The organism is Streptomyces sp. NPDC027962 (assembly GCF_055566095.1).
Genome location: NZ_JBVHTA010000031.1, coordinates 35356 through 51229 on the forward strand (window position 1 = coordinate 35356; position 15874 = coordinate 51229).

Annotated in this window: 15 protein-coding genes; 9 read left to right on the top strand and 6 right to left on the bottom strand. The window is 72.1% G+C overall.

All coding sequences use genetic code 11. The annotated features are described in order from the left end of the window. Positions 1 to 74 precede the first annotated feature (74 nt). The 5 genes from ACZ4SA_RS25685 to ACZ4SA_RS25705 all read left to right on the top strand — a co-directional run bounded on the left by ACZ4SA_RS25685 (position 75) and on the right by ACZ4SA_RS25705 (position 5162). The gene (locus ACZ4SA_RS25685; RefSeq protein WP_468278774.1) at positions 75 to 731 is read left to right on the top strand and encodes an isochorismatase family protein; all 657 of its coding nucleotides are present in this window, start codon (positions 75 to 77) and stop codon (positions 729 to 731) included. Positions 732 to 818: 87 nt separating this feature from the next. Beyond that, the gene (gene argC / locus ACZ4SA_RS25690) at positions 819 to 1856 is read left to right on the top strand and encodes an N-acetyl-gamma-glutamyl-phosphate reductase (protein ID WP_468278776.1); all 1038 of its coding nucleotides are present in this window, start codon (positions 819 to 821) and stop codon (positions 1854 to 1856) included. Further along, entirely contained in the window at positions 1853 to 3004 is a 1152-nt protein-coding gene (gene argJ, locus ACZ4SA_RS25695) for a bifunctional glutamate N-acetyltransferase/amino-acid acetyltransferase ArgJ (RefSeq protein ID WP_468278779.1), read from the top strand. Before argC ends, argJ begins: the two co-directional genes overlap by 4 nt. A 20-nt stretch (positions 3005 to 3024) precedes the next feature. Then, positions 3025 to 3984 (top strand): acetylglutamate kinase, encoded by a 960-nt coding sequence (gene argB, locus ACZ4SA_RS25700; protein ID WP_468278781.1) that lies wholly within the window; start codon positions 3025 to 3027, stop codon positions 3982 to 3984. Between the two features lie 47 nt (positions 3985 to 4031). Next, positions 4032 to 5162: an acetylornithine transaminase gene (locus ACZ4SA_RS25705; protein WP_468278861.1), complete on the top strand. Its 1131-nt coding sequence runs from the start codon at positions 4032 to 4034 to the stop codon at positions 5160 to 5162. An 86-nt stretch (positions 5163 to 5248) separates the two neighbouring features. Here ACZ4SA_RS25705 and ACZ4SA_RS25710 read toward each other — a convergent pair whose 3' ends face one another. The 6 genes from ACZ4SA_RS25710 to ACZ4SA_RS25735 all read right to left on the bottom strand — a co-directional run bounded on the left by ACZ4SA_RS25710 (position 5249) and on the right by ACZ4SA_RS25735 (position 11280). Continuing rightward, a complete protein-coding gene (locus ACZ4SA_RS25710; protein WP_468278783.1) occupies positions 5249 to 5788 on the bottom strand; it encodes a GNAT family N-acetyltransferase in 540 nt (179 codons plus the stop codon). A gap of 103 nt (positions 5789 to 5891) precedes the next feature. Continuing rightward, positions 5892 to 6599: a 4'-phosphopantetheinyl transferase family protein gene (locus ACZ4SA_RS25715; protein ID WP_468278786.1), complete on the bottom strand. Its 708-nt coding sequence runs from the start codon at positions 6597 to 6599 to the stop codon at positions 5892 to 5894. A 28-nt stretch (positions 6600 to 6627) separates the two neighbouring features. Continuing rightward, positions 6628 to 8208, bottom strand: coding sequence for an amidohydrolase (locus tag ACZ4SA_RS25720; RefSeq protein ID WP_468278864.1), 1581 nt, complete (start codon positions 8206 to 8208; stop codon positions 6628 to 6630). Between the two features lie 20 nt (positions 8209 to 8228). Then, positions 8229 to 9107 carry an ABC transporter ATP-binding protein gene (locus tag ACZ4SA_RS25725; protein WP_468278789.1) on the bottom strand — a complete coding sequence of 293 codons (879 nt, stop codon included), beginning with the start codon at positions 9105 to 9107 and terminating at the stop codon, positions 8229 to 8231. Then, entirely contained in the window at positions 9104 to 10177 is a 1074-nt protein-coding gene (locus ACZ4SA_RS25730) for a FecCD family ABC transporter permease (RefSeq protein WP_468278792.1), read from the bottom strand. Before ACZ4SA_RS25730 ends, ACZ4SA_RS25725 begins: the two co-directional genes overlap by 4 nt. Before the next feature lie 26 nt (positions 10178 to 10203). Further along, positions 10204 to 11280, bottom strand: a complete 1077-nt coding sequence (locus tag ACZ4SA_RS25735) for a FecCD family ABC transporter permease (RefSeq protein WP_468278795.1) — start codon at positions 11278 to 11280, stop codon at positions 10204 to 10206. A 265-nt stretch (positions 11281 to 11545) separates the two neighbouring features. Between ACZ4SA_RS25735 and ACZ4SA_RS25740 the strand changes: the two genes are divergently transcribed. The 4 genes from ACZ4SA_RS25740 (at position 11546) to ACZ4SA_RS25755 (ending at position 15814) form a co-directional block, all read left to right on the top strand. Then, entirely contained in the window at positions 11546 to 13243 is a 1698-nt protein-coding gene (locus tag ACZ4SA_RS25740; protein WP_468278797.1) for an ABC transporter ATP-binding protein, read from the top strand. Positions 13244 to 13344: 101 nt separating this feature from the next. Further along, a complete protein-coding gene (locus tag ACZ4SA_RS25745; protein WP_468278800.1) occupies positions 13345 to 15135 on the top strand; it encodes an ABC transporter ATP-binding protein in 1791 nt (596 codons plus the stop codon). Positions 15136 to 15287: 152 nt separating this feature from the next. Beyond that, on the top strand, positions 15288 to 15560 hold the full coding sequence (locus ACZ4SA_RS25750) for a type II toxin-antitoxin system Phd/YefM family antitoxin (protein WP_468278802.1): 273 nt from the start codon (positions 15288 to 15290) through the stop codon (positions 15558 to 15560). Beyond that, a complete protein-coding gene (locus tag ACZ4SA_RS25755) occupies positions 15557 to 15814 on the top strand; it encodes a Txe/YoeB family addiction module toxin (protein WP_403864908.1) in 258 nt (85 codons plus the stop codon). The genes ACZ4SA_RS25750 and ACZ4SA_RS25755 overlap by 4 nt, the downstream gene beginning before the upstream one ends. The last annotated feature ends 60 nt before the right edge of the window (positions 15815 to 15874 follow it).

The following is a 15874-nucleotide window of genomic DNA, read 5'->3' on the forward strand; positions in this document are numbered from 1 at the left end:
GTTGGTTAGGTTAGGCTTATCTAAGTTCGTTCGGTGCATGGATGCGCATGCACGTCGTCCGGGGAGGGACAGTCATGGGCTTGCCAGTCATCGCGTCATATCCGATGCCCGACCGCACCACACTCCCCCCGTCGTGCGCCTCCTGGGACATCGACCCCGACCGGGCGGCACTCCTCGTCCACGACATGCAGAACCACTTCGTACGGGCGTTTCCGCAGGACGGGTCGCCGGTCGTGGACATGGTCCGCAACATCACCACCCTGCGGGAACTCGCCGGATCGCTCGGCATGCCGGTGATCTTCAGTGCCGAGCCGGCAGCCCAACTGCCCGGTCAGCGCGGGCTCGTGGCGGACGTCTGGGGTCCTGGAATCGGTGACGAGCCCGACGCCGCGGCCATCATCGCCCCGCTCGCCCCACGCCAGGGAGAACACCTGCTGGCGAACGTGCGCCACAACGCCTTCCTCCGGAGCCATCTGGGCAGACTGCTGCGCCTGGAGAGACGGGACCAACTGATCATCTGCGGTGTGCACGCCCACCTGGGCGTCCTCCTGACAGCCGCCGACGCCTTCATGAACGACATTCAGCCTTTTGTCGTCGCGGACGCCGTGGCCGACTTCTCCGCGGAGGAGCACACCATGGCCCTGCGGTGGGCGGCCAAGAGCGGCGTGGTCTGCACAACGGACGCACTCCTGCGCGACCTGCTGCTCCAGAAGGCGACGCGAAACGCGTGAGAGCCCTCCTCTGCCTACCCGCGCACGAGCCCCCACACACGAGCTCCTCCGCTCAACGAGCTCCACACAAGGAAAGACGGAACGAACATGACCGTACGGGTCGCGGTGGCCGGGGCCAGTGGCTACGCCGGCGGTGAACTGCTGCGCCTCCTGGCCACCCATCCCTGCGTGGAGATCGGCGCCGTGACGGCCCACAGCAGTGCGGGGCGCCGGGTCGCAGACACGCATCCGCATCTCGGCTCGCTCGCCGACCGCACGCTGGAGCCGACCTCGGCCGAGGTCCTGCGCGGACACGACGTCGTGTTCCTCGCACTCCCCCACGGTGAGTCCGCGCCGATCGCGCGCGCCCTCGGGGACGACACCCTCGTCGTGGACTGCGCCGCGGACTTCCGGCTGCGCAGCGCCGCCGAGTGGAAGCGCTTCTACGGATCCGAGCACGCGGGGACATGGCCGTACGGGCTCCCGGAACTGCCGGGCACACGAACGGAGTTGACGGGCAGTAGCCGGATCTCCGTGCCCGGTTGCTACCCGACGGCGGTCACGCTGGCGTTGTTCCCCGCCTACGGCGCCCGCCTGGTGGAGCCGGAGGCCGTGATCGTCGCGGCCAGTGGAACGTCGGGCGCCGGACGGGCACTCAAACCGCAGCTGCTCGGCGCCGAGGTGATGGGCTCCATGAGCCCGTACGGAGTCGGGGGCGGCCACCGGCACACACCCGAGCTGACACAGAACCTCTCCCAGGTGGCGGGCGAACACGTCACCGTCTCCTTCACCCCGACCCTGGCTCCCATGCCCAGGGGCATCCTCGCCACCTGCTCGGCCCGCCTGCGTGCGGGCGCGGCCACGACCGGGGAGGACGAGGTGCGCGCGGCCTACGAAGCCGCATACGCCGACGAGCCGTTCGTACGGCTGCTGCCGCCCGGGCAGTGGCCTTCGACCGCCGCCGTGGCCGGCTCCAACACCGCGCAGGTACAGATCGCCGTGGACCCGGACTCCGGGCGGCTGATCTGCGTGAGCGCCATCGACAACCTCACGAAGGGCACCGCGGGTGGCGCGGTGCAGTGCATGAATGTCGCCCTCGGCCTGCCGGAACGGCTGGGCCTGCCCACGAATGGAGTCGCTCCGTGAGCGTGACCGCTGCCCGTGGATTCCTTGCCGCCGGTGCAGCCGCCGGCATCAAGGCATCCGGTGACCGTGATCTGGCCCTCGTGGTGAACCGAGGGCCGTCGCGCGCCGCCGCCGGCGTCTTCACCTCCAACCGCGTGCAGGCCGCCCCCGTACGCTGGTCCCGGCGCGCCCTGGCCGACGGCCGCATATCGGCCGTCGTCCTCAACTCCGGTGGCGCCAACGCCTGTACGGGGACGGCGGGCGCCGCCGACGCACAGCTGATGGCCGAGCGCACGGCCGGGGCCCTGGACATGGACCCGTACGACGTCGCGGTGTGCTCCACCGGGCTCATCGGCGTCCCGCTGCCGATGGACCGGGTCACGGCGGGCATCGACACCGCCGCGGAGCGGCTGTCGGCCGACGGCGGCCAGGACGCGGCCGTCGCCATCAAGACGACGGACTCGGTGCACAAGACCGCCGTGGTCACCCGCGGGAGCTGGACCGTGGGCGGCATGGCCAAGGGCGCGGGCATGCTCGCACCCGGTCTCGCCACCATGCTGGTCGTCCTCACCACGGACGCCGACGTCGGCGCTGCCGCTCTCGACCCGACGCTCCGCGAGGCGGTGCGCACCACCTTCGACCGGGTGGATTCCGACGGCTGCATGTCCACCAACGACACCGTGCTGCTGCTCGCATCGGGCGCCTCGGAAGTCGCCCCCGATCCCGCGGACTTCACCGAGGCCGTGCACGCGGTGTGCCTGGATCTGGCGCGGCAGCTGGTGACCGACGCCGAGGGCGCGTCCAAGGAGATCGAGGTGGCCGTCGTCGGCGCCGCCTCGGAGGAGGACGCCGTCGAAGTGGGCAGGTCCGTGGCACGGAACAACCTCCTCAAGTGCGCGCTGCACGGGGAGGACCCGAACTGGGGCCGGGTGCTGTCCGCGATCGGTACCACGTCGGCCGCCTTCGATCCCGACAGCCTCGACGTGGCCATCAACGGCGTCTGGGTGTGCCGGAACGGCGCGGCGGGCGAGTCCAGGGACAAGGTCGACCTGTCGGGCCGCCGGATCACGGTCACGGTGGATCTGTGCGCCGGCGACTCCTCGGCGGTGATCTGGACCAACGACCTTACCGCCGAGTACGTCCACGAGAACAGTGCGTACAGCTCATGAACGGGCAGGGGACGACGCGGATGAGATCACTCCCGGTCGGCCGGCCCGCCGCGGCCACCGACCTGACGGCTGCCGGCCTGACCGCTGCCGACGTGACGGCCGCCGGCCTGAAGGCCGCCGACCTGCCGTGGCTGGAGGAGCTCCAGGGCCGGACGGTGGTCGTCAAGTTCGGCGGCAACGCCATGGTGGACCCCGCGCTCCACCGGACGTTCGCACAGGACGTCGTGGAGCTGTGGCACGCGGGACTGCGTCCGGTCGTCGTGCACGGGGGCGGACCGCAGATCAGCGCGATGCTCGACCGCCTCGACCTGGAGGTCCGTTTCGAGGCGGGGCTGCGCGTGACGACGCCGGAGACCATGGACGTGGTCCGCATGGTGCTGACCGGCCAGGTGCAGCGGGACCTGGTCGGCGCCCTCAACGCCCATGGCCCCTTCGCCGTGGGGATGTCGGGCGAGGACGCGCACACCATGACCGCCGTACGGCGCCCGGCGATGGTGGACGGACGGCCGGTCGACATCGGTCTCGTCGGAGAGGTCGTGGCCGTGGAGCCCGCCACGGTGCGCACCCTGCTCGAGGAGGGCCGCATCCCGGTCGTCTCACCCGTCGCGCGCGGTGCGGACGGGGAGGTCTACAACGTCAACGCCGATCTCGCGGCGTCGGCGCTGGCCGTCGCGCTCGGCGCGGAACGGCTGGTGGTGCTGACCGACGTCGAAGGCCTGTACGCGGACTGGCCGCACAGCACCGAGGTGATCGGCCGCCTCGCGGCCGGTGAACTGGACGCGCTGCTGCCGGGGCTCGCGAGCGGCATGCTCCCGAAGATGGAGGGCTGTCTGCGGGCGGTGCGCGGGGGCGTCCGCAAGGCCCATGTGCTGGACGGCCGGGTGCCGCACGCCCTGCTCCGCGGCGTCTTCGCCGAGGAAGGCCCCGGCACCACGGTCGTCCCGGACGAGGCCCCCGAGACCAAGGAGGACCGCACGTGACCGCCGACGAGAGCGCCGGACCACTGGCGCACCGCTGGAGCGCGGTCATGATGAACACGTACGGCACACCCCGGCCGGCGCTCGTCCGGGGTGAAGGCAGCACGGTCTGGGACGAATCGGGCCGTGCCTACACGGACTTCACCGGCGGGATCGCGGTCAACACGCTCGGGCACGCGCATCCGGCAGTGGTCGAAGCGGTCACCGCCCAGGTCTCCCGGCTGGGGCATGTGTCGAACCTCTTCGTCTCGGAACCGGCCGTCGCCCTGGCGGAGCGGCTGCTGGCCCTGTTCGGGCGGACGGGCAGGGTGTTCTTCGCCAACTCGGGTACGGAGGCGGTGGAAGCGGCCTTCAAGATCGCCCGGCGGACCGGGCGCACCCACATGGTCGCCGCCGAGCACGGGTTCCACGGACGCACCATGGGCGCTCTGGCCCTGACCGGGCAGGCCGCCAAGCGCGACCCGTTCCTGCCGCTGCCCGGTGCGGTCACACACGTACCGTTCGGAGACGTGGAGGCCCTGCGCTGCGCGGTCACAGAGGACACCGCGGCCGTCGTCCTGGAGCCGGTCCAGGGTGAGGCGGGGGTCGTGCCGGCGCCGCCCGGGTATCTCCGGGCGGCGCGGGAGATCACACACGCCACGGGGGCACTGCTGGTCCTGGACGAGGTGCAGACGGGCATCGGCCGTACAGGGCGCTGGTTCGCCCATCAGTCGGTCCCCGGCATGGCTCCCGACGTGGTGACCCTCGCGAAGGGCCTCGGCGGCGGGCTGCCGATCGGCGCCACCCTGGCATTCGGGAGGGCGGCGGACCTGCTGGGCCCCGGGGACCACGGGTCCACCTTCGGCGGCAACCCCGTGGCGTGCGCGGCCGGGCTCGCCGTGCTGGAGACGATCGAGACGGAGAACCTGCTCCCGCGGGTCGTGCGCAAGGGAGAGGAACTGCGCCGGGGCATCGAGGAGTTGAGATGCCCGCTCGTGCGGGAAGTGCGGGGCACCGGGCTGCTGCTGGGTGTCGCCCTCGCCGAACCGGTGGCGGCACGCGTGCAGCGGGCCGCTCAGGATGCCGGGTTCCTGGTCACCGCGACCGGCACGTCGACCGTCCGGCTGGCTCCGGCCCTGACGGTCACGGAGGAGGAAATCTCCGCGCTGGTGAAGGAGTTGCCCGGCATTCTGGGCGCCTGACTCCGGAATGCCGTCACGACGGACAGGGCCCGAGCCATTCGGCTCGGGCCACTGTCCGTCGTTGCGTATGCCGTGCACGGCCGTGGTCACAGGACGCAGGCGAACACCTTGGCGTTGCGCCGCGGGTCCAGCGAGCGCGCCCAGGTCTTCGGTGCGAGGCGCGGGGAGACGTGGACGAAGCCGTGGTGGAGGAAGAGGCGGCCGCTTCCGGTCGTCGCGGTGAACAGCATGTCGAGTGCCCGCGACCTGCCTTCGGCCAGCGCGGCGGACAGGAGCTGTGCGCCCAGCCCGCCGCCCTGTCTGTGCTGCGCGACGCAGAAGTTGTAGAGGATTCCGGTCGCCCGTCCGTCGTGTGCCGGTTCGGTGTGGTGACGGAGCGCCAGGCAGCCGTCGAGCGTTCCGTCGGGAGCCTCGGCCACCAGGAAGTCCCTGGCGTGCCATGTGTAGACCTGGAACGGGCGGGCACGCAGTGCGCCGGAGCGGACGAACGGCTCGGAGAGCGCGGCGAGCGCCGCGGCGTCCCGGGAGCGGGCGGAGCGCACCGGCAGGACGGGGGCAGAAGGTGCACACGTCGGGTGGGGCGCGTCGGACAGCAGCGTGGCGGGGCGCGGCGTGGCCGTGATCAAGGCGTTCCTTCCTCGGCTCCACCGTGCGAGGCGCCCTCTTGGTGCGCTGTGCCGTCCCGGTGAAACACAGTCAAGATAGGTTAGCCTTACCTAAGCTTATCGCTCAAGTCGCCTCCGCCGTACGGACCGCACAGGCGGCGGCGTATCCCGGCGGGCTCGCCACGTCGGTCACGGTCCACCCGGGCACGGCTCCCGGCACCCGGCCCGTGCCCACGTACGTCACTGACGGGGGCTCACCGAGGCCGATGCCGACGCCCTTCAGGTATGCCTCCTTGCGGGACCAGCAGCGGCCCACCGCCGCGCGGAACTCCGACCGTGGCAGCGCGGCGAGTTCGGCCCGCTCGGCCGGGTGCAGAATGGCCGCCACCTCGGCCGCCGCGTCGGCGGCCGGCACCTCCTCGACGTCGACGCCGACCGGTACCCCGGCGAAGGCGAGCAGCACGGCGTCACCTGCGTGGGAGAGCGAGAAGTGCAGGGGCGCGCCGGCCACGGCGGGGCGGCCGTGCGGCTCGCCGCAACCGGGGCACGGCTCGCGTACGAGGCGTACGGCCGCCGGGTCCCGGTCCAGATAGGCCCCGAGGAGCCGGCGCAGCGCCACGTGCGCGACGCGGTACCGGACCCGGTCGGCATCCCGCACGAAGGCTCGGCACCGGGCCCGTTCGTCGGGGTCGAGCAGCCCCTCCCCCGCCAGGGCGTCGGGCGCGTAGGCGTCGACCCCCACGGCCCACAGGTGTACCTCGGCCTCCCCGGGCTCCCAGGGTGCGGGCAGCCCGGTCGTCCCCAGCTGCGCCGGATGCGCCCCTACGAGCACGGTCGTCCCGGATGATGCATGCCGCCGCTCACAGTTTCCGTCCCTCCGTCGCCTCACGGCCGTCCACGAAGGTCGCGACGACCTCGATGTCGCCGATCCTGGACGGATCGACGCGGCGGGGGTCGTCGCCGAGGACGACGAAGTCGGCGCGCTTGCCGGGAGTGAGCGTACCGGCGCTGTCCTCCCAGTGCGAGGCGTAGGCCCCGGCGACCGTGTAGGCGCGCAGCGCCTCGTCGACGGTGATGGCCTCCTCGGGACCGATGAGCTGCCCCGAGAGCGAAGCCCGCTCGACCATGAACTGGACGGCCCGCAGCGGCGCTCCGTCGGTGACCGGTCGGTCGGAGCTGCCGACGAGCGTGATGCCGTGCTCGAGGAAGGCCCGGCCGCGGTACATCCAGGGCGCGCGCTCCGCACCCATGACGGCCGCATAGTCGTCGCCGAAGTAGCGCAGGAAGCTGGGCTGGATCACGGCGCTGAGTCCGAGGCGGGCGAAGCGGGTCAGCTGGTCGGGCCGGACGAGCCCGGCGTGCTCGATGCGGTGGCGCGCGTCGGGGCGGGGCCGCAGCGTCTGGGCCCGTTCCAGGGCGTCCAGGGCGAGGTCGGCGGCCCGGTCGCCGATCGCGTGGACGGCGAGCTGCCATCCGGCGAGGTGTCCGTCGACGATGAGGGAGGTGAGGTGCTCGGGGTCGTCCTGGAGCCGGCCCGTGTGGGTCATGCCCTCGTACGGGGACGTGAGCGCGGCGGTGCGGGCCATCATGCCGCCGTCGGTGTAGATCTTGAGCGCACCGAGCGACAGCCAGTCGTCGCCGAACCCTGTGCGCAGGCCCAGGTCGAGCGCGCGCGGGATGCCGTCGTGGTCGTGCGCGCCGAGCGGCCGCAGTGTGTCGCCGCCCGGCATGAGCTGGATCCTCAGGGGCAGGCGGCCCTGGTCGCGCAGGAGTTGGTAGGCGCCGAGCTCGACGGGGCTGTGGCCGAGCAGGCCTGCGCCGATACCGGCCTCGGCGCAGGCGGTGATGCCTTCGGCGAGGCAGACGCGTGCGGCGTGTTCGACGGCGTCCGCGAGCTCCTGCTGGGAGTACGGCAGGCGCAGGCTGCGTACGGCGCCCATCGCGCTCTCCACGAGGACGCCGTCGTCGTGGGGGACACCGGCCGGCAGCAGGTCGAGCACGGCGCTGTTGACGACGCAGGCGTGGCCGGAGTCGTGCATGACGAACACGCGGCGGCCGTGGCTGACTCGGTCGAGTTCCGCTGCGGTCAGGTGCCGTCCGAGGGCCCGCTGGTCGTAGCCGCCGATGCTGACCCACTCACCGGGGGCGTGGGCGCGCAGGGCGGCGTCCTGCACGGCGTCGAGGACGTCCTCGACGCGTTCGAGGCCGGCGATGCTCGGGGAGCTCGCCTTGAGGCCCGTCCACGCCAGGTGGACGTGGCTGTCGATGAATCCGGGCAGGACGGTGGCGCCCTGGAGGTCGATGACCTCGCGGGCGGGCAGTGCGGTAACGGCCTCGTCGAGGCCCACGATCCGGCCCTGCCAGATGCCCAGGTCGTGGGCGACCGGGTGGTCCGGATCCATGGTGAGGATGTGCGCGTTCGTCAGCCTCGTGCACAGCAGCATGGGCAGTCCGTCCGTCCCTAGGAGGTTTCGGCGAGCACGGCGTCCGCGGCCGGGTCCGGGCTGCCGCCCGTGCGGGCCTCCCGCTCGTACCGCCTGGGGGCGGCCGGGATCATCAGCGGGGTGCCGGTCTCGGGGTCGTCGATGATCCGGCAGGACAGACCGAACACGTCCTCGACGAGCTCGGCGGTCATGACGGTGGCCGGGTCGCCCTGCGCGGCGATGACTCCGCCGGGCCGCATCACGATGAGGTGAGTGGCGTAGCGGCAGGCCTGGTTGAGGTCGTGCAGGACCGCCACGACGGTGTGGCCCTTGTCGGCGTGCAGTTCGGCGCACAGGTCGAGCACCTCGACCTGGTGGGCGATGTCGAGGTAGGTGGTCGGTTCGTCCAGCAGCAGGATGGAGGTCTGCTGGGCCAGCACCATGGACAGCCAGACGCGCTGCCGCTGGCCGCCGGAGAGGTCGTCCACGGGACGGTCGGCGAGTTCGAGCACCCCGGTCTGCCGCATCGCCTCGACGACCGCCGCCTCGTCCTCCGCGGACCACTGCTTCAGCAGCCGCTGGTGCGGGTACCGGCCGCGGGCCACGAGGTCGCCGACCGTGATGCCGCCGGGCGCGCTGGAGGACTGCGGGAGCAGGCCGAGCCGGCGGGCGACCTCGCGCGAGCGGTACGAGGCGATGGCGGCGCCGTCGAGGTAGACCTGCCCGGCCTTGGGCTTGAGCATCCGCGCCAGCGCCGTGAGCAGCGTCGACTTGCCGCAGGCGTTCGGACCGATGATCACCGTGAAGGAGTGGTCGGGGATGTCGACGCTCAGCGAGGTGGCCACCGTCCGCTGGTCGTAGGACAGCGTGAGTGCCTCGGCGCGCAGCCGGGGCTGCGGGGAGTTCGTTCCAGTCATGCGCGGCTCTTTCGCGACTCGGTGATCAGCAGCCAGATGAGGTACAGCCCGCCGATGGCGCCGGTCGCCGTGCCCACCGGAAGGAGCGCGGGTGCGAACACCCGCTGCACGACGAGGTCGCTGACGGCGAGCAGAACGGCGCCCATGAGGGCGGACGGCAGCAGCGCGGGTCCGGACGATCGGGTGAGTCTGCGGACCACTTGAGGGGCAGCCAGGGCGATGAACCAGATGGGGCCGGTGACGGCGGTGGCGAACGCGGCGAGGGCGACGCTGATGACGAGGAGGACCGTTCGGGTCCGCGCCACATCGACGCCGAGCGCCATGGCGGTCGTCTCCCCCATCTCCACCATGGAGAGGCGGCGGGAGAGCAGGAGGGCCGGCGGCAGCAGGACGGCGAGGGCGAGACCGATGGCGTTGGCGTGCATCCACAGCCGGTTCCCCAGGCTGCCGATCAGCCACGCCTGGGCCTCCTGTGCTTCCTGGAAGGTCGCCCGGGTGATCAGGTACGAGTTGGCGGCGAGCAGCAGGGCGCTGACGCCGATTCCGATGACGACCAGCCGGAAGCCCTGCAGCCCGCGGCCGATCATGAGGAGGTGGACGGCGAGGGCCGTGAGGAGGCCGCCGATCAGCGCGCCGAGCGCGATCTGGGTCATGCTGCCGTGCAGCACGATGATGACGACGAGCGCGCCCACGGCGGAGCCGTTGGTGAAGCCGATGATGTCGGGGCTGCCGAGGGAGTTGCGGGTGAGGCTCTGCAGGATCGCGCCGCTCACGGCGAGGGCCGCGCCGACGAACACCGCGGTCAGGATCCGCGGCATGCGCAGGGTGTTGACGACGAAGTCGGCGGCTCCGGAGCCGTTTCCGGTCAGGGCCTGGACGACCTCGGTGACGGAGAGCGGGAAGTCGCCGGTGGTCAGAGTGATGCCCATGGCGAGGACGAGCGAGACGAGCAGCCCGGCGGTCACGGCGACGGTTCGGCCCTGCACGCGCAGCGAGACGCCGCCCGCTCCTGTGCGCAGGACCCGGCCGCTGATGACGCGGGGAGCGGGGGTGTGCTCGGATCCGGGCACGGAGGCCTTCCCCTCCTGTACGGCGCTCACAGCATGACCAGCTTTCGACGGCGGCACAGCGCGAGGAACAAGGGCGCGCCGATGAACGCGGTGACGATGCCGACCTGTACCTCGCCCGGGGCGCCGAGCACCCGGCCCAGCACGTCAGAGCCGAGGAGCAGGACCGGCGCGAGCAGCATCGAGTACGCGAACACCCAGCGCTGGTCGGCTCCCGCGACGAACCGGGCGATGTGCGGAACGGCCAGGCCCACGAAGCTGATCGGTCCGACGGCGGCGGTCGCGGCGCCGCACAGCAGCATCACGGCGACGGCCGCCATCACACGGGTCCGGCCGACGTTCACGCCCAGGGCGCGCCCCATCTGGTCGCCCATGGCCATGGCGTTGAGGGAAGGCGCCAGCAGGAAGGCGACGACCAGGCCGAAGGCGACGAACGGCAGGACGAGGAGCACGATGTCGTAGTACCGCCCCGCGAGAGAGCCCACGGTCCAGAAACGGAACTGGTCGAACGCTTCCGGATCGAACAGCAGCACGCCCCAGTTGAAGGCGTACAGCACCGCGGTCACCGCCGCTCCGGCGACGACGAGCCGCTCGGGGGTGGCGAGTTTCCGCCCGGAGGAGCCGAGAAGATAGACGCCCACCGACGCGGCGGCGGCCCCGGCGAGGGCGAACCACACATAGCCGAAGGGCGCGGCCACGCCCATGAAGGCGATGGCCACGACGACGCCCGCGGAGGCGCCCAGGTTCACGCCGAGCAGTCCGGGATCGGCGAGCGGATTGCGTGTCAGGGCCTGCATCAGGGCGCCCGACAGTCCGAGGGCCACTCCGACGAGGATGCCGAGGAGGGTACGGGGGATCCGGTAGTCGTGGATGATGACGGAGGCTTCCGACCCGTCAGATCGCCACAGGAGGTCCCATGTCGAGGCGAACGGAATCCCTCTGGTGCCCACCCAGACACTGACCAGTGAGACGAGGACGAGCACGCCGAGCGTGACGAGCAGCCCGAGACCGCGCAGCGCCGCCACGGCCGGGCGCACCGTGGACACGACGGGCTCGACAGGGCGACCGGTCCCGGTTCCGGACGCCGCCTGGGCTTCGACGGACAACGACCACTCCCCTGGCGGCGGTTTCGAGTGCCGCGCGCATCGCGCGAAGCGTTGAACACTGCCATGCGGCAGGCGACATGACAGACGAGCAACAGAACTTAGGTGAGCCTAACCGTACGGCCGCGGCGGGGTCAACGCGGCGGTGCGACCTGCGTGGACACCCACGGGACGGGCCACTGCCAGGACCCCGCACGCACCCTTGGCACGGCCCGCAATTAAGGTAGGCTTACCTAACTATCCTGCGCTTTTCTTGTGGAGGCACCGCATGCCCGCTGGAGGACCAACGGGGGGCCATGTCCTCCGAAGAGCACTCGCCGATCAGCGCCGCCGTGTTGTCGGAGCATCGGTCCTCGGCATGGCGCACCAGGCGTGCGAGGCCCTCGTCCCGGTCGTCATCGGTCTGGTCATCGACGAGGCGGTGGCGACCGGCTCCTCCGGCGCCCTCCTGCGCTGGCTGCTGGTGCTCGCCGTTCTCTTCCTCGTGCTGTCCACGTGCTACCGCAACTCCGCGCGCCTCACCGAAGGAGCGGCCGAAGGCGCCGCGCACCGGATCCGGCAGGACCTCGCCGCCCGGGTGCTCGACCCGCGGGGCGGCGCCGACACCGGGCGGTTGCCCGGCGCGCTGACCGCCGTCGCGACCGGCGACGCCCGACGCGTCGGCTCGGTCGCCTCCGCGTTGCCGTACGCACTGGCCGCGGTCGCCGGACTGGCCATCAGCGCGGTGGCGCTGCTCCGCATCTCCGTTCCGCTCGGTCTGACCGTCCTCCTCGGCGTGCCGCCCATGCTGTTGGTCGGCCACCTCATCAGCCGCCCGCTCGAACGGCGCAGCGAGGCCGAACAGGAGCACGCGGCCCACGCGTCCGGGGTCGCCGCGGACCTGGTCGCCGGCCTGCGCGTGCTGAAGGGCATCGGCGCCGAACCGGCGGCGGTCTCCCGGTACCGGGTGACCAGCAGGAGCTCGCTGGCCGCCGCCCTCCGGGCGGCCGGCAGCCGGGCCTGGCACGATGGCGCGATCCTCGCCCTGACGGGCATCTTCATCGCGGTCATCGGGCTCGTCGGCGCGCATCTGGCGATGAGCGGCACCATCAGCGTGGGTGACCTGGTGGCGGCCGTCGGCCTCGCCCAGTACCTCCTCGGCCCGTTCCAGCTCCTCACCTACGTCAACGGCGAGTTCGCCCAGGGCCGCGCCTCGGCCGACCGGATCGCCGAGGTCCTCGCCTCGCCTCCCGCCGTCGCGGCCGGGACGGCCGCGCTTCCCGACCCGCTCGCCGGGCGGCTGCGGCTGCGGGGCGTCACCCAGGGCGCGCTGCGCGGCGTCGACCTCGACATCGCCCCCGGCAGCGTCGTCGGCGTGGTCGCCCGTGACCCCGCCGCCGCGAACGACCTGCTCCTGTGCCTGGGCCGCGAAGTCGACCCCGCAGAAGGCACCGTCGAGCTGGACGGCGTACCGCTGAGGGACCTCGACCCCGGCGACGCCCGCCGCACGATCCTCGTCGCCCACCACGACGCCGACCTGTTCGAGGACAGCCTCCTCGCCAACGTACGGGCCGGCGCGGACCACGACGGGGCGGACGTGCATCCGGCGCTGGCCGCCTCCGCGGCGGACGATGTCGCCCAGGCGCTGCCGAAGGGAGTGGACACCGTCCTCACCGAACGGGGCCGGTCGCTCTCCGGCGGCCAGCGCCAGCGGGTCGCGCTCGCCCGGGCCCTGGCCGCCGACCCGCCGGTCCTCGTCGTCCACGACCCGACCACCGCCGTCGACACGGTCACCGAGGCCCGCATCGCGGCCCGGCTGCGCGACCTGCGCCGGGGCCGCACCACGGTCCTGGTGACCACCAGCCCCGCCCTGCTCGCCGGCACCGACGTCGTCGTCATGCTCGACGACGGCCGCGTGGCCGCGGAGGGCAGCCACCCCGAGCTGGTCGGCGCCCACGAGAGCTACCGCACGGCGGTGCTGGCATGACGACGGCTCAGAACCAAGACCCTCAGGACCAAGACCGCCAGGACCAAGACCCGCAGGACCAAGACCGGCAGGACCGAGACGAGAAGGACGACGGACGGACGATGAGCGGACCCGGCACGCCCGAACGCGAGCTCCTTCCCACCGCCACCGGCGCCCGGACTCTCTCCGTGGTCCGGGGGCTGCTGCGCCGTCACCGGCTGCTGACCGTGGGCGCGGTGACCGTACTGGTCGTCGGCACCGGCATCGGGCTGCTGACCGCACCGCTGCTCGGCCGCATCGTCGACCTCGTCGTGGACGAACGCGGCGCGGCCGCGCTGACCGTGCCCATGGTGCTGCTCCTGGCGGTCGCCGTCGCCAGGGGCGTCGCAACCGCGATCGGCAAGTCCCTTGTCGCCAGGCTCGGCGAGACGGTTCTCGCGGACCTGCGTGAACGGTTCATCGCGCGGGCGCTGCGGCTGCCGCTCGAACGGGTCGAGCAAGCCGGCTCCGGCGACCTGACATCGCGAGTGACCGGCGACGTCACCCTGATCGCGCGGGCGGTACGGCAGGCGCTGCCCGAGTTCGCCGGCGCCTTCCTCACCATCGTGCTCACACTGGTGGGCCTCACCGTCCTCGACTGGCGCTTCCTGCTCGCCATCCTGGTGGCCGTCCCCGTCCACGTCCTCACGGTGCGGTGGTACATCCCGCGCGCCGCGAGCATCTACGCCGCGCACCGGGTGGCGACCGGCGCTCTGCAGCACCAGCTGCTCGACAGCGTCGGCGGGGTCCGTACGGTACGGGCGTTCCGCCTGAACGGCCGGCACGCGCAGCTGCTGGAGCAGCGGTCGCAGACGGCCGTCGACCTGGCGGCGCGAGGCATGCGCCTCGTCTCGGGCTTCTTCTCGCGCCTGAACATCGCCGAGTTCATCGGCATGACGTCGATCCTCGTCACCGGATTCCTCCTCGTCGAGAACGACGCGGTGAGCATCGGTACGGCAACCGCCGCGGCGCTCTACTTCCACGGCCTGTTCAACCCGATCAACGCGGCGCTCTTCCTCATCGACGACGCCCAGTCCGCCGGGGCGAGCCTCGCCCGTCTCGTCGGCGTGTCGAGCCTCCCCGCCGAACGGGAGCCCGAGGGGCCGGTCGGCGCACCGGTCGACGGCTCCGTCAAGGTGACGGGGCTCGGCCACGCGTACGTGGACGGCCACCCGGTGCTGCACGAAGTCGACCTGGACGTACGCTCCGGAGAGCGCGTCGCCCTGGTCGGCGCCAGCGGCGCGGGAAAGACCACCCTGGCGAAACTGATCGCGGGCGTGCACGACCCGGCGTCCGGCTCGATCTCCCTCGGCGGCGTGGACACCAGGGAACTGGGCCCCGCCGGAGTACGGCGGGCGGTCACCCTGATCAGCCAGGAGGTCCACGTCTTCGCCGGACCGCTGGCCGAGGACCTGCGGCTGGCCCACCCCGAGGCGACGGACGAGGAGCTGCGCACGGCGCTGGCCCACGTGGGTGCCCTGGAGTGGGTCGACGCACTGCCCGACGGCCTGTCCACGGTCGTGGGCGAGGGCGGACACCGCCTCACGGTGACCCAGGCCCAGCACCTGGCCCTCGCCCGTCTCGTCCTCACCGACCCGCCCGTCGCCATCCTCGACGAGGCCACCGCCGACGCCGGCAGCGCGGGCGCCCGCGTCCTCGAGACCGCGGCCCTGCGCGCCCTGGAGGGCCGCACGGGCCTGATGGTCGCCCACCGCCTCCCCCAGGCGGCGACCGCGGACCGCGTCGTCGTCCTGGACCAGGGCCGCGTCGTCGAAACGGGCACCCACGACGAACTCGTCGCGGCGGGCGGCCGTTACGCCGAACTCTGGTCGGCCTGGTCCGACAGCCGCCGCGAACCGGCCGTGCCGGCATAGGCGCGTCCTTCGTCCCCCCGCGGCTCCCGCTCACGCACCCGTGGCGGGAGCCTTGCGGTGCTCAGCGCCACCTTGCATGGCCGAGTGGTACCCGAAACTCGTACGAGGCTGGTACCGTTCAATCGTACGACTCGGAGAGAGGTGCCGCTAACATGACCATAAGCGCCAGTGAGGCCCGCAAGGACCTCTTCCCGCTCATCAAGCGCGTCAACGACGATCATGCCCCGGTGCGTATCAGCTCCAAGGGCGGCGACGCCGTTCTGATGTCGGCCGAGGACTACGACTCCTGGCAGGAGACCGTCTACCTGCTGAAATCCCCTGCCAACGCTCAACGCCTCATGGAAGCCGTCGCCCGCGACAGAGCCGGTGACGCCACCATCGCCAAGACCATGGAAGAGCTTGAGGCCCTGGCGGGTGACGGGTGAGGAGCGTCCACTTCGACCCGGCCGGATGGGAGGACCTCCTGTTCTGGCTGAGCTCGGATCGCAGCACAGCCCGCAGGATCACCCGGCTGATCAGCGAGATCCAGCGCACCCCGTTCACAGGTATCGGCAAACCCGAGCCGCTGAAAGGCGACCTGTCCGGCTACTGGTCGCGGCGTATCAACGACGAGCACCGGCTCGTGTACCGGGTGGACGACAAGGAAGTCAAGATTCTCAAGGCCCGCTACCACTACTGACCGCCCAGGACGCCGCCGCCCGTGGAGAACCCTCTCCACGGGCGGCGGCGTCTCGCTGTG

Bases quoted from the DNA above. Each gene is read 5' to 3' on its own strand.
- ACZ4SA_RS25685 (WP_468278774.1), top strand. From the start codon at position 75: ATGGGCTTGCCAGTCATCGCGTCATATCCGATGCCCGACCGCACCACA.
- argC (WP_468278776.1), top strand. From the start codon at position 819: ATGACCGTACGGGTCGCGGTGGCCGGGGCCAGTGGCTACGCCGGCGGT.
- argB (WP_468278781.1), top strand. From the start codon at position 3,025: ATGAGATCACTCCCGGTCGGCCGGCCCGCCGCGGCCACCGACCTGACG.
- ACZ4SA_RS25705 (WP_468278861.1), top strand. From the start codon at position 4,032: ATGATGAACACGTACGGCACACCCCGGCCGGCGCTCGTCCGGGGTGAA.
- ACZ4SA_RS25725 (WP_468278789.1), bottom strand. From the start codon at position 9,107: ATGACTGGAACGAACTCCCCGCAGCCCCGGCTGCGCGCCGAGGCACTC.
- ACZ4SA_RS25740 (WP_468278797.1), top strand. From the start codon at position 11,546: ATGCCCGCTGGAGGACCAACGGGGGGCCATGTCCTCCGAAGAGCACTC.
- ACZ4SA_RS25745 (WP_468278800.1), top strand. From the start codon at position 13,345: ATGAGCGGACCCGGCACGCCCGAACGCGAGCTCCTTCCCACCGCCACC.
- ACZ4SA_RS25750 (WP_468278802.1), top strand. From the start codon at position 15,288: ATGACCATAAGCGCCAGTGAGGCCCGCAAGGACCTCTTCCCGCTCATC.